This window comes from Methylobacterium sp. A54F, assembly GCF_053346035.1.
The window spans coordinates 86763-100873 of sequence record NZ_JBKFBF010000005.1 but is presented as its reverse complement, the minus strand read 5'-3'; the positions used below and the strand labels follow the sequence as shown (position 1 = coordinate 100873).

The following is a 14111-nucleotide window of genomic DNA, read 5'->3' as shown; positions in this document are numbered from 1 at the left end:
CCGGATCAGCCCTCCAGCACGAAGATCATGGTGGCGAGGGGCGGGAGCGTGAGGCAGAGCGAGTGGCCCTGCCCGTGGCTCTCGCTCGCGTCGGCGTGGAGGCCGCCCATGTTCCCGACGTTCGAGCCGCCGTAGCCCTCGGCGTCCGAGTTGAACGCCTCCCGGTAATAGCCTGCCGCCGGTACGCCGATCCGGTAGCCGTTGCGGGGCACGGGCGTGAAGTTCGAGACGATGATCGCGATCTCGTTCGGCGCCTTGCCCTTTCGGGCCCAGGCGATGACGCTGTTGTCCTGGTCGTCCGCCACCAGCCACTGGAAGCCGCCGGCCTCGACGTCGCGGCTGTAGAGGGCGGGCGTCGTCGTGTAGAGCCGGTTGAGGTCGCGGATCGCGTCCTTGACGCCCCGGTGCAGGGGATCGTCGAGGAGGTGCCAGTCGAGGGACTGGTTGTGGTTCCACTCCCGCTCCTGGCCGAACTCGCCGCCCATGAAGAGCAGCTTCTTGCCGGGATGACCCCACATGAAGCCGTAATAGGCCCGGAGGTTGGCGAACTTCTGCCAGCGGTCCCCCGGCATCTTGCCGAGCATCGAGCCCTTCCCGTGCACCACCTCGTCGTGGGAGAGCGGCAGGATGAAGTTCTCGGAGAAGGCGTAGAGCAGGCCGAAGGTCAGGTCGTGGTGGTGGTAGCGCCGGTGGATCGGCTCCTTCGAGATGAACTGCAGGGTGTCGTGCATCCACCCCATGTTCCACTTGAAGCCGAAGCCGAGGCCGCCCGTGTAGGTCGGGTGCGACACGCCGGGCCAGGAGGTCGATTCCTCCGCGACCGTCATAGTGCCGGGGGCGTGGCTGTAGGTCGCCTCGTTGGTCTTGCGCAGGAAGTTGATCGCGTCGAGGTTCTCGTTGCCGCCGTACTGGTTGGGGATCCACTCGCCGGCGCGCCGCGAATAGTCGAGGTAGAGCATCGAGGCGACGGCATCCACGCGCAGGCCGTCGAGGTGGTAGTGCTCCAGCCAGAAGCGCGCGTTGGCGGCGAGGAACGCCGCGACCTCGCTGCGGCCGAAATTGTAGATGTAGGTGCCCCAGTCCTGGTGGAAGCCCTGGCGCGGGTCGGCGTGCTCGTAGAGATGCGTGCCGTCGAACTGGCCGAGGCCGTGCGCGTCGAGGGGGAAGTGGCCCGGCACCCAGTCGAGCAGCACGCCGATGCCGGCATCGTGGGCGGCATTCACGAACTCCGCGAAGTCGTCCGGCGTGCCGAACCGGCTCGTCGGCGCGAACAGCGAGACCGGCTGGTAGCCCCATGACCCGTCGAACGGATATTCCGTGATCGGGAGCATCTCGATGTGGGTGAAGCCCATTTCCTTGACATAGGGGATCAGGCGGGCTGCAAGCTCCCGGTAGGTCAGGTAGCGGTTGCCCTCGTCGGGCACCCGCGCCCACGAGCCGAGATGCACCTCGTAGATCGAGATGGCGGCGTGCCGCGGGTCCTTCTCGCCGCGCGTGCTCATCCACGCGTCGTCGCGCCACTCCGGATCCGAGGTCCCCTGCAGGACGGAGGCCGTCTCGGGCGGCTGCTGAGCCGCGAAGGCCACCGGGTCTGCCTTCAGCGGCAGCAGGCTGCCGTCGGGCCCGCGGATCTCGAACTTGTAGTGCGCACCGGTCTTCAGTCCGGGGACGAACAGCTCCCAGATGCCCCCGTCCTGCCAGAGGCGCATGGGATGGCGGCGGCCGTCCCAGTCGTTGAAGTCGCCGACGATGCTGACGCGCTTGGCGTTCGGCGCCCAGACCGCGAAGCGGAAGCCGTCGATGCCGTCGAGCGTGCCCTTCTGCGCGCCGAGCACGCGGTAGACGACGTTCGAGCCGACTTCGCGCAGGTTGTTGATGTCGTGCTGCTCGAGCGACGAGCCGAAGCCGTAGGGGTCGTGCCGGCGCCGCTTCGCGCCGTCCCAGAACTCGACCTCGATCTCGTAGAGGGGGCGGCCCTCCGCCTCGATCCGCGCGACGTAGAAGCCGTCCGGATGGCGCCGCTCGAACGGGATGCTGCGCCCGGCCGTCAGCAGGGCGGCGGACTTCGCCTCGGGCAGGACGGCCCGGACCTCCCAGGCGCCGGCCCCCACCTTGTGGGGGCCGAGGACCGAGAAGGGGTCGCCGTGGTTCGCGGCCATGATCGCCGCGACCGCGTCCGGATGGGGGCCGGTCCGCGGCTCGCCGGGCCGCGCGGATGGGGCGGGCGGCGCAACCTCAGCAGCCCGGGTCTTGCCCGATCCGAGATCGGCCCTGGTCGCGAAGGTCTCGTCGATGCCCGTCATTCACATGCCTCTCTTGGTTTCATCCAGAATGTTGAGAACCCCCCGGGCGGGGATTTCGATCCAGTCCGGCCGGTTGTTGGCCTCGTAGTCCACCTCGTAGAGCGCCTTCGTGAGGAGGCAGAGGCGGAGCAGGCGCGCGTGGGTCTCGGGATCGCGCACGGCCGCCCGGCTCGTCCCTGCCGCCGCCTCGTAGCCCTCCAGGAAGGCTGCATCGATCATGCCGCGCCAGGCGATGGAGGCGTTGCGGGCCCGCTCCTCGGAATCCGCGAAGCGGCTCGCGATCTCGCGGGTGACGGTCTCGGCGCCGTACGCGAAGGAGCGCAGCATCCCGGCGACGTCGCGCAGGGGCGTGGACTTGGCGCGCCGCTCATCGGCGGGCCGCGAGGGCTCCCCCTCGAAGTCGACGATGACGAGGTCCCCCTCGGAGGCGAGCACCTGGCCGAGGTGGTAATCCCCGTGGATGCGGGTCTTCCAGGCCCCGTGCGGCTCCGCCTCGGTCAGGCTTCCGATCAGCGCCTCGACCTCGTGGCGGCGCTCTGTGAGGGCCGCGCAGGCGGGCTTGCCGGCATCGAGCCCGCGGTCGATCAGGGTCGCGAGACCCCGGAAGGCCCGCTCGGCCTGATGGCGGGCGTCGCGCCCGAGCAGGTCGAGGTCGTCGGCCGTGAACGGCTCCGCGGCGAAGGCCGGATCGTCGGTCTCGATCGCGAAGGCGTTGTGCATCTCGGCCGTGCGCCGCCCGAGAAGGTCCGCCCAGCGCAGGTGCGCGTGGAACGCCTCCTCGGGCGTCGGCGCCTCGCTCTCGGGCGCGAGCACCACCGTGTCGAAGTCCCGGCGAAGCCCCTCGAGCATCAGCGTCCAGGCATCGCCCTGGTTCAGCACGTAGGACTGCAGGAGTGCGAGCGCCGTCCGGGTGCCGTCCGGCGCGACGTGCTCCAGGGTACCGAGCAGGGCCGGGGTGTTGCCGAACTCGGCCTCCTCGGTCAGGAAGCGGCCGACCTCGATCTCGGGATGCGTGCCCGGCTGCAGGCGGCGCAGCAGCTTGAGCATCATCTTCGAGCCGATGGCGATCGAGGTGTTGCTCTGCTCTGCCGAGAGCCGGCGCACCTCGCTCTCCTCGAAGGCGATCTCGCGGTCGAAGGCGGAGGTCGGAGCGAAGACGAGGGTGCCCGTCTCGCTCGGGATCTCGCGGCCCGCCCGCATGCTCTCCACGAGGCTGATCGCGAAGGCGGAGGAGGCCGCCGCTCCGTAGAGGAGGCCGGTGCGGGGGCCGCGCCGGACGCGGGCGACCGCGTGCGACATCAGCACCTCGTCCTCGCGGCCCTCGTCGACGCCGACCGGCACGAAGTATTCCTGCCGCTCGCCGTTCGACAGGGTCACGGCGACCCGCGGCAGCAGGAACTTCGCCTCGCCCTGCCCGTCCTTGAGCCCGGCGAAGTCGACGACCTGCACGGCCTTGATGCGCGAGCCCTTGGCGCCGAACCAGCGCCGGCTCGCGATGAAGGGCGGCACCACGGTGCGCTCGAAGGCGGTGCGCTCGCGCCCCGCCATCAGGGTCTCGATCCCGCCGGTCAGGACCAGCGTGAACAGCTCCGGTGCCTCGGGCTGGGGCCCGACCGCGCCCGCATGCGCAGCGCTGAGCGTGAACCAGTAGAAGCCGTAGGACGGCAGCGTCAGCAGGTAGGGCAGCTCGCCGATCGGCGGAAACTCCGAGCCGCCGGTGAGCTCGATCGGCACGGCGCTGCGCAGTTCCGAGAGGTCGAGCTGCACGGCCTGGGGCGCCCGCGAGAGGTTCGCGACGCACAGGACCCGCTCGCCCTCGAACTCGCGGATCCAGGCGAGCACCTTGCGGTTCGCGGGGTAGAGGAACTGCATCGTGCCGCGCCCGAGGGCGACGCTGTTGTTGCGGATCGCGATCATGCGCCGCGTCCAGTTGAGCAGGCTCGTCTGCGACTGGGTCTGCGCCTCGACGTTGATGGCGTCGAAGCCGTAGATCGGGTCCTGGATCGAGGGCAGGAACAGCCGCTGCGGGTTCGCCCGCGAGAAGCCGCCGTTGCGGTCGGGAGACCACTGCATCGGCGTGCGCACGCCGTCGCGGTCGCCGAGGTAGATGTTGTCGCCCATGCCGATCTCGTCGCCGTAGTAGAGCACCGGCGTGCCGGGCATCGACAGGACGAGGGACTTCATCAGCTCGATCTTGCGCCGGTCGTTCTCGAGGAGCGGCGCGAGGCGGCGGCGGATGCCGAGGTTGATGCGGGCGCGCCGCTCGGCGGCGTAGAAGGACCAGAGGTAGTCGCGCTCCTCGGCCGTGACCATCTCGAGCGTCAGCTCGTCGTGGTTGCGCAGGAAGATCGCCCACTGGCAGCCCTCGGGGATCTCCGGGGTCTGGCGCATGATGTCGGTGATCGGGTGCCGGTCCTCCCGGGCGATCGCCATGTACATCCGCGGCATCAGCGGGAAGTGGAACGCCATGTGGCACTCGTCGCCGTCGCCGAAGTACTGCGCCGTCTCCTCGGGCCACTGGTTGGCCTCGGCGAGCAGCATCCGGTCCGGATAGCTCGCGTCGAGGGCCGCGCGGATCTTCTTGATGACGTCGTGGGTCTCGGCGAGGTTCTCGCAGTTCGTGCCGTCGCGCTCGATCAGGTAGGGGATCGCGTCGAGACGCAGGCCGTCCACGCCCATGTCGAGCCAGTAGCGCATCACCTCGATGACCGCGTCCAGCACCTTCGGGTTGTCGAAGTTCAGGTCGGGCTGATGGCTATAGAAGCGGTGCCAGAAGTACTGCTTTGCGACCGGGTCCCAGGTCCAGTTCGAGGCCTCTGTGTCGAGGAAGATGATGCGCGTGTCGCCGTAGGGCTCGTCCGTATCCGACCAGACGTAGAAGTCGCGCTCGGGGCTGCCGGGGGGCGCTTCGCGGGCGCGCTGGAACCAGGGGTGCTGGTCCGAGGTGTGGTTGATCACGAGCTCGGTGATGACGCGCAGGCCGCGCTCGTGCGCCGCCTCAACGAAGCGCCGGAAGTCGTCCATCGTGCCGTAGGACGGGTTGATGTCGCGGTAGTCGGCGATGTCGTAGCCGTCGTCGCGCAGGGGCGAGGGATAGAACGGCATCAGCCAGATCGCCGTGACGCCGAGGTCGCGCACGTAGTCGAGCTTCTGGGTGAGGCCCTCGAAGTCGCCGATCCCGTCGTTCGTCGAGTCGAAGAACGACTTGACGTGGATCTGGTAGATGATGGCGTCCCGGTACCATTGCGGATCGCTGCGATCGATCATCGCGTCGCTGCCTCGTGCCTTCGGTTGAGGGCGTTCCCCGGCCACCGCGCGGCGACGCCGCCCGGCCCATGAACGTCGGGCGGATTGCTCAGCCCATCATCTTGGCGAGAGCGCGGCCGGGGCGGCCGCGCGCGTCGGTTCCTGCTGACACGCGGGCCCTCATTCGGCAACCCGCCGCGGCGCTCTGAGGCGCCAGATCACGCAGGGGCGCTCGGCCGGGTCGAGCGCGATTCGGTGGGACTTGCCCCGCAACTCGAAAGTGTAGCCCTGCAGCAGGTCCTCGACCTCGACGGCGCCGTGATCCGGCTGGCCGAGCAGCCAGAGCGGTACCTCGTAGGTGCATTCCTGGCGGTTCTTCGGGTCGAGGTTGACCATCACGAACACGCAGTTGTCGCCCTCCGGCGTCGTCTTGGCGTAGGCGATGATGTTGTCGTTGAAGGCGCCCGTGAAGGTCACGTTCCGGAAATCCCACAGGGCCGGGTTCTCGCGCCGGATGGCGTTGAGCCGGACGATGTGCTCGCGGATGTTGCCGGGCCGGTCGTAGTCCCAGGCCTTCAGCTCGTACTTCTCGGAGTTGAGGTACTCCTCCTTGCCCGGGTAGGGCGCGGCCTCGCACAGCTCGAAGCCGTTGTAGATGCCGTAGACCGAGGAGAGGGTCGCCGCGAGCGTCGCGCGCACGACGAAGCCCGGGCGTCCGCTCGTCTGGAGGTAGTATGGATTGATGTCCGGCGTGTTCGCGAAGAAGTTCGGCCGGTAGTACTCGCCCATCTCTCCGGCCAGTTCGAGCGCGTAGTCGGTCAATTCCTGCTTGGTGTTGCGCCAGGTGAAGTAGGTGTAGCTCTGCTGGTAGCCGGCCTTGGCGAGCTTCTTCATCATCTTCGGGCGCGTGAACGCCTCGGCCAGGAAGATCGCGTCGGGATAGCGGCCGTTCACTTCGCCGATCATCCACTCCCAGAACGGAATCGGCTTGGTGTGCGGGTTGTCGACCCGGAAGATGCGCACGCCGCGGGCGCACCACCCCATCACGATGTCGCGCAGCTCGATCCAGAGGGAGGGCAGCGCCCCGCCGTAGAAGTGGACGTTCGAGATGTCCTCGTACTTCTTCGGCGGGTTCTCGGCGAACTTCAGCGTGCCGTCCGGCCGCCACTCGAACCATTCCGGATGGTTCTTGATCCAGGGATGGTCGGGCGAGCACTGGATCGCGAAATCGAGGGCGATCTCCATGCCGTAGGCGTGGCTCGCCGCGACGAGGCGCTCGAAATCCTCGAACGTGCCGAGGTCGGGATGGACCGCCTCGTGGCCCCCCTCCGCGGCGCCGACCGCGTAGACCGACCCGACATCCCCGTCGAGGGCCTTCAGGGTGTTGTTCTTGCCCTTGCGGTTGGTCCGCCCGATCGGATGGATCGGCGTGAAGTAGAGCACGTCGAAGCCGAGTTCGCGGATCTCGGGCAGGCGCGCGATCACGTCCGCGAAGGTGCCGTGGCGGTTCGGATCGCCCGATTGCGAGCGTGGGAAGATCTCGTACCAGGCCGAGAAGCGGGCCGCGAGGCGGTCCGCGATGACCGGGATCTCGACGGGGTAGCGCGAGGCGTTGACGCGCTCGGAATGGCGCCGCACCAGCGCGGTGGTCTCGGGCTTCAGGATCAGGTCGAGCTGCGCGGCGGAGCCCGTCTCCTCGGCGCCAAGCGCCGCGACCGTCGCGGCGAGACGCTCGCGGTCGCGGCCCTCGGCGAGCCCCGCGGCCGTCTGAACGAGGCTGACGCCCTCGATCGTCTCCAGGTGCACGTCGACGCCGGCATCGCGCTTCTTCAGGGTATCGCGCACCCAGGACGAGAACGCGTCGCGCCACGCCTCGATGGTGAAGACGTAGCGCGCGTTGCGCTCCAGCGGGAATTGCCCGGCCCAGCGGTCGTTATCGACGAACACCATCGGGTCGCGCCGCCACGTCCCGCCGCTCGCGGGGCGCGACAGGATCGCCGCGTTGATGATCTCGTGGCCGTCCGAGAAGATGTCGGCCTCGACCCGCACGCTCTCGCCGACCACGCGCTTGATGGCCGAGCGGCCGCCGTCGATCTCCGGGGTGACGGCCTCGATGACCACGCGGCCCTGCCCGTCCGGCTCGCCGAGCCCGGGGACCTTGGCGACGGTCGCGGCCTCCGCCGCGAGGATCCGCAACTCGCCGGGCGCGAGGTCGATGGCGCTGCCGGGATGGAAGGCGATCGGCTCGGCCTCGGGCGTGCGATCGACGAAGGGGCCGAGCAGTCCACCGGTGCGGGCGATGAGCGCGCCGGCATCGACGGGCGCCGGCTGCGTCGACGGGTTGAACAGCACCAGCGTGGCGTTCCGCGCCGAGGCCGGGTGGCCGGTGTCGTAGCGGACCAGCGCCACGAAGGGAGCGTCGGGCGCCGAGAGGCGAGCCTGCGCACCCTCGACGTTGGCGGCCGGCAGCTCGGCCCGCAGCGCGTTGACGGCCGCGACGAAGCCCGAGATGTCGACGCCGCTCTCGCCCTCGCGGTCGGCAGGCGTCGTCTCGACGACGTGGAGCGCGCGGGCGTAGCCCCACTCGTAGCCGATCGGCATCAGCACGCCGGCCGAGAAGAAGGCGGCGAGGGCGTAGCGGTTGCGCAGGGCCGCGGCCACCGCCTCCGGGCCGCCGCCGACTTCGGCGGCGAGCCGGGCCATGTCGTGGTTCTCGGGGAACGCGATCGAGGGCGCGATGGTGCGCAGGCGCTCGTACTGCTCCAGCGCCCAGGACTTCTTGAGGTCCCACCACGCGAAGGAATTGAACAGATAGTCGAAGCCCGCGCCGGCGGTGGCGCGTGCCTCCTCGAAGGTGCAGCCGAGGGTCTCGGCGGCGAACAGGCAGGCGCCGTCCCGGGCCTTCGCCTCGCCGATCAGGACGCGCCAGACCTCCGGGGGCACCTTGTAGGCGGCGTCGCACCGGAAGCCCGAGACGCCGAGCCCCTGCAGGTGTGCGACGTAGGCGCCCCAGATCCGGGTCAGCTCCCTGCGCGGGCCCTCCGCATGGTAGTCGAGCTCGGCGAGATCGCCCCAGACCGTGCGGATCGACGGATCGTCGGGGTCGATCGCGGCGGGACTGGCGATGCTGCCGTCCGCCTCCTTCACGAACAGGTCGGGCCGCTCGCGGGCAAGGCGCCCGTCATTGGCGGTGTGGTTGATGACGAGGTCCGTCATGACCGAGAGGCCGTGGCGCCGGGCCTCGTCGCAGAAGCGGCGGATCTGCTCGTCGTCCGGCGTCCCGTCCTCGTCGCGGAAGCGCGCATCGAGGCTCTCGGGGTCCGCCACCGCGTAGAGGCTGCCCGACCCGCCGGCCTGATGGAAGGGATTGAGGTAGATCCAGTCGAATCCGAGCCCCGCGATCCTGGGAAGCTCGGCGGTCCAGTCCGAGACCCGCCCGACCAGGAGCGGGAAGAGGTTGTAGATGCGCGGGCCCTCCGCCCGGGGCGCCAGGGTTCCGGCAAGCGGCACGGCTCCGGTGCCGGGCGCGGCGGGCGTTGCGATCGGGGTCGCGCTGGTCGGTGCGTTCATGCCGCTCTCTCCGGTTGCCTCTTTCCGGGTCCCTTGCCGGTCACTTCGTGTCGTCGGGCGGTGGTCAGGCGGAACGCCGGAGCACCGCATAGGGCAGCGTCGCGAAGAGCCGCCCGAGGTCGAGGGTGGGGCCTTCGTGCGTCACGCCGGTGACGAGGTCGTGCCAGGTCCCGTCCGCCATGCTCCCCTCGGCCGACAGGACGAGGGTCGAGCCCGAGAAGGCCTCGCCCGACCAGACCGCGTCGCCGACGAGTTCGGTGACCAGACGGGGAATCGCGATCAGGAGGTCGCCGGTTCCGGAGGCCGCATCGGATCGGGTGAAAGCCACCACCTGTGCGGCCCGCGGGCCTGTCGCCGCCAGGGGCTGGTAATCCGCCTCCGCATAGAAGGCCGGGCGCTCGGCGCGGTCCGCGAGGAGGCGCAGGAGGGTCGCCTGCTTGACCCTGCCGTCGGGCCAGGATGCGAGAAGGCCTGCGGCCTCGCCCGCTGCCTCAAGCGCCTGCGCGCGCGCCGTGTAGTCCACGGCGCGCCGGTTGTCGGGATCCACGAAGGAGAAGTCCCAGAACTCGGTGCCCTGGTAGATGTCGGGCAGGCCCGGAAGCGTCGCCTTGAGGACGGTACGCCCGAGGCTCGCGATCATGCCGAGATGCGCGAGCTGCCGCGCGAAGGGGCGCAGCCGGTCGAGGAAGGCCGAGCCCGGCGCGATCAGCGCCGTGAACAGCGCCTTGACGGCACCCTCGTAGGTCTCGTCCACGTTGACCCAGCTCGACCGCCGCTTGCCCTCCCGCATGGCCTTCTCGGCGTAGGCGATGAGGCGGTCGCGGAAATCGGCGATCGCCTCGGGCTCGTCGTGCTCCAGGAGCTCCAGCGGCCACGCGCCGAGGATCGCCTGGAAGAACATCCATTGGTCGTTGGCGTCGGGTGCCGGCTCGTCGTCGATGGCGCCGAGGTGCGGCGTGGCCGTCTCCCGCCACAGGTCCCAGGCGCGGGCCCAGGCCTCGGGCATCTCCGAGAGGGCGAGGAGGCGCGTGCGGGCGTCCTCGCTGCGCTTGGTGTCGTGGGTCGCGGTGGTGATCATGGCGTTCGGCCAATCGCGCGCCCGCGCCGCCTGCAAGGCGTGGAAGTGCTCCGCGTCGATGCCGTACTCGCCGGGGTCGCCCCCGACCTCGTTGAGGCCGAGCAGCATCGCGTAGCGGTAGAACAGCGTGTCCTCCAGACTCTTGGCCATGACCGGCCCGGTGAGCTGCTGGAAGCGCCGGCGGAAGCGCAGGACGGTGCGGGCGTCCGGCCGCCCGGGCCCACCTGTGTCGACCCGCCCCAGGAGGGTGTTCGCCGCGAAGTCGTGGACCGAGCGGTCGGGCAGCGCGCTCCAGCGCTTCGCCTTGGCGACCGCCCCCTCGATCAGGCGGACATCCTCGGGCTCGACGTCGCTCTCCTCGAGGTCCGGCGGGAGGTAGCTGCGATAGGTCGGAAAGCGCGCGATGATCTCGATGAGCGCCCGGCGGATCGCGTTCACGGAGAAGTCGCGGGTCCGGCGGTCGGCGTCGGCGATCTCCTTGAGGTCCGTCGTCAGCACCTCGAGCTCGCTCGCGAAGCTGATCTCCAGGATCTCGGCCTTAGCGGCGCGGAGCTGGAAACCGTAGGGCTCGTCGAAGCCCGTCGCCCATTCGTAGAGCCGCCGGATCCGGCCTCGCTTGGCCTTGTCGACCAGGATTCCGTCGAGCTGGTTCAGCACGTCGTAGCCCGTGGTGCCGGCAACCGGCCACGGCCGCAGCCGCTCGCCGGGCTCCAGGATCTTCTCCACCACGACGTAAAAGCCGGGGCCGACCGCGGCCTGCAGCGCGCGGGCGTAGCCCAGGGGATCGGCCAGGCCATCGATGTGGTCGATGCGCAGGCCATCGATGCGGCCCTCGCGGACATGCCGGAAGACAGTCTCGTGGGACAGGTGGAAGATGTCCGACTTCTCGACCCGAAGGCCGGCCAGCGAGTTCACGTCGAAGAAGCGGCGGTAGTTGATGTCGCTTGAGGCCACCCGCCAATGGGCGAGGCGGTAGGCCTGGCTCTCCAAGAGGCGGTGGAGCGGCCCGAAGCTGTCGGGATGCCCCTTGAAGCCGTTGAGGAGCCGCAGCGCCCGCTCGACGGCGTCCCGGATCGCCGGGGAGGCCGCGTGCACCGCGGCGAGGCGCCGCTTCAGCCCCTCGGCCTCCTCGGGGAAGGCCCGGCGGCGCTCCGGGTCCGTCTCCTCGCCCATGGTCCGCAGGCGCTCGGAGAGCGCGAGCAGATCGGCGGACGATTCATCGCCGACCTCTCCGAGGGCCGCCAGCACCCGGTTGAGGATGGTCGGGTAGTTGAGCGGGCGGATTGGGAACTGGTGCTCGTAGTGCCAGACGCTGAAGGCGCCGGCGGCCGCGTCGAACTTCAGCTCCAGGGTGCCCTTCTCCAGGGCCTCGCCGTAGCGGTCGCCGAGGAAGGGGATGACGAGGTTGCGGTTCGCGCCGAGGCGCTCCCAGTCGATGTCGAAGGCGTGGGCATAGGGCGAGAGCGGTCCCCATTCGAGCACCGAGAGCCACCACGGATTGTCGGCGCCGCCGACGCCCATGTGGTTCGGCACGATGTCGAGGAGGAGCTTGAGGCCGTGGGCGCGCAAGGCGTCCGAGAGCTTCACGAAACCCTCTTCGCCGCCGAGCTCCGGGTTGATCGCCCCGTGATCGACGATGTCGTAGCCGTGGGTCGAGCCGGGCCGGGCCTTCTGGAGAGGCGAGGCGTAGACGTGGCTGATGCCGAGGCGCGCCAGGTAGGGGACGATCGCCTCCGCGTCCGCGAAGGTGAAGCCCTCGTGGAACTGCAGGCGGTAGGTCGCCCGCGGCGGTGAGGAGGCGAGGCGCGCAGCACCCGAGCGCGGACCGCGATCCTCCGCGGCGAGGCTCGCGGCGAGCTTGGCCAGCGGGCCGCCCTGCGCGGCGATCGCGCCGAGGTCGCGATCGAGCTTGCGCCGCCAGTTCGGGTAGCCCTCCGTCGAGCCCGGCACGTTGGCCTGGCTCAGCTCTGAGACGACGTCCTCGTACTGCACGGCCGTCAGCATGGATGGCGCGCGGGCGAGGTAGCGGGCGGCCGCCTCGAAGGGGGCGGCGTCGGGTGCGTCGTAGCCCGGCAGGAGCTGCTCGGTGGCGAGCGCCTCGGTCAGCCGGGCGCGCTCGGTGACGCGCTCCTGGCGCTCGGCATCGGCGCGGTCGGCGTCGTAGAGGCCGAGCGACTGGCGGGTGTCCGTATCGACGCCGCGCCACCAGCCCACGAAGGTCGGGAGGTCGTGGGTGGTGATGGCCGTGAGCGCATCGCGCGGGTAGGCGCCCGGCACCTTGAAGCGCCCGTCGCCTTCCCGCTCGAAGGCGAGGATCCGGTAGCTCAGGATTCCGGCCTGCATCAGGGCGTCGGAGAAGCCCTCCGGCGCGGTGCCGAGATCCTCGGCGATGACGAGGCATTTGTGGCGGTGGCTCTCCAGGCGCAGCACAGCCAGCATCGGCTCGAAGGGCATCGCCACGTAGGCGCCGTCCCGCGCGCTGCCGGAGAGGGGGATGAGGTAGAGCCGTGCGAGCTGGAAGGCGTGATCGATGCGGATCGCGCCGGCATGGCGCATGTTGGCCCGCACCAGGTCGCGGAAGGCCGCGAGCCCGTCGCGCTCCATCGCCAGGGGGTCGAAGGCCGGCAGGCCCCAGTCCTGGCCCTTCGGGGCGAGGAGGTCCGGCGGCGCGCCGATCGAGACGCGGTTGGCGAAGCGCTCCGGATGCGACCAGATCTCGGAACCGCCGCGGTCGGCGCCGACCGCGAGGTCGCGATAGAGGCCGATCCGCATGCCGGCCTCGTGGGCCGCCTCCGCGGCGGCGGCGAGCTGGCCGTCCGCGAGGTATTGCAGCCAGAGGTGATAGCTCACCGCCTCCGCGTGCTCGGCCGCGAAGGCCCGGACCGCGTCGGTGCCGGCTCGGCGATACGCTTCCGGCCAGTCGCCGAGCCAGTGGGCGCCCTGGGTCCGGAAGTGCTCCGAGAGCGCTTCGAAGGTCGCGTGCGAGGTCAGGTTCTCGCCGCCCTCGGCCCGGAACGCGTCGAAGCCCGCATCCGTGCCGGCGCGCGCGGGCGACGCCTCCCAGAGGGCGCGCAGCACGGGGGACAGCACCTCCCAGACGCCCGCATGGTCCACGAGGGCCGCGTCCCGCAGGGCCGCGATGCGCGTCTCGGCTTCGTCGAGCAGCCGCTCCGCCGGCGACCCGACGAGCCCGGGCAGGCTGCGGGGCGCGATGAATAGCGTTTCGAGGAAGAGCCGCGAGGAGGGCGAGTAGGGGGAGATCTTGGTGCGGTCGCTGGCGAACAGGGCGTGGACGGGGCTGAGGCCCAGGAACGAGGCACCCCGCAGGCCGGCATCGCGGGCGGCGCGCCCGGCATCGGCGTAGGTGCCGATGCCGATATTGTCGGCCGAGCGCAGCCCGTAGAGCTGGGCGGCGAGGCCCCAGTCGCTCGCACCTTCGTCCGCGTAGGCGCGCGGTCGCCAGCAGCGCTGGGGCGCGGCGATGACCCAGGTTTCCGCGCGCACGTCCCCGAGGGTCGCCGCAAGGTGGTGGTAGCCGGGGGTGAGGGGCGGCAATTCCAGGTGGGGCGCGTGGCCCGAGAGCGCGAGCCGGCCCTCCCGCACGCCTCCCCGCTCGTCGGTGAGGCGCCAGACGAGCGTCCCACCCTCCGCCCGCACCGGCACCCGGGCCGCGCGGCGCGCCTCGACGGGGAGGAGCGGCGGCAGCAGGCCGTGCCGCTGCGCCTCGACGGCGGCGAGGCTCCGGGCGACGTCCTCGTCGGAGCCGACCGGAAATCCGAGGGCGTCGAGGAGGCCGCGGCGGGTCTCCAGGCTCGTCTCGACGCGCTGCCCGAAGGCATCGGTGTAGCCGGCTGCGACGCCGACGAGGTCGGCCAGACGTTCGAGGGTGCCGGTCACGCGGTGGCTTCCGTTTC

The 14111-nt window shown here is 70.5% G+C and carries 4 protein-coding genes; all 4 read right to left on the bottom strand.

The window, feature by feature from the left end; all coding sequences use genetic code 11:
• Window positions 1-5: 5 nt before the first annotated feature.
• A complete protein-coding gene (gene glgB / locus ACLBXP_RS10125; RefSeq protein WP_447667515.1) occupies window positions 6-2303 on the bottom strand; it encodes a 1,4-alpha-glucan branching protein GlgB in 2298 nt (765 codons plus the stop codon).
• Window positions 2304-5570, bottom strand: coding sequence for a maltose alpha-D-glucosyltransferase (gene treS / locus ACLBXP_RS10120; protein WP_447667514.1), 3267 nt, complete (start codon window positions 5568-5570; stop codon window positions 2304-2306). It lies immediately after the preceding gene.
• Window positions 5571-5729: 159 nt separating this feature from the next.
• The gene (locus tag ACLBXP_RS10115) at window positions 5730-9119 is read right to left on the bottom strand and encodes a maltotransferase domain-containing protein (protein WP_447667513.1); all 3390 of its coding nucleotides are present in this window, start codon (window positions 9117-9119) and stop codon (window positions 5730-5732) included.
• 64 nt (window positions 9120-9183) lie between these two features.
• Window positions 9184-14094: a malto-oligosyltrehalose synthase gene (locus ACLBXP_RS10110; protein WP_447667512.1), complete on the bottom strand. Its 4911-nt coding sequence runs from the start codon at window positions 14092-14094 to the stop codon at window positions 9184-9186.
• Window positions 14095-14111: the final 17 nt, after the last annotated feature.

Coding starts and splice junctions, on each gene's coding strand:
- glgB (WP_447667515.1), bottom strand. CDS start 2,303: ATGACGGGCATCGACGAGACCTTCGCGACCAGGGCCGATCTCGGATCG.
- treS (WP_447667514.1), bottom strand. CDS start 5,570: ATGATCGATCGCAGCGATCCGCAATGGTACCGGGACGCCATCATCTAC.
- ACLBXP_RS10115 (WP_447667513.1), bottom strand. CDS start 9,119: ATGAACGCACCGACCAGCGCGACCCCGATCGCAACGCCCGCCGCGCCC.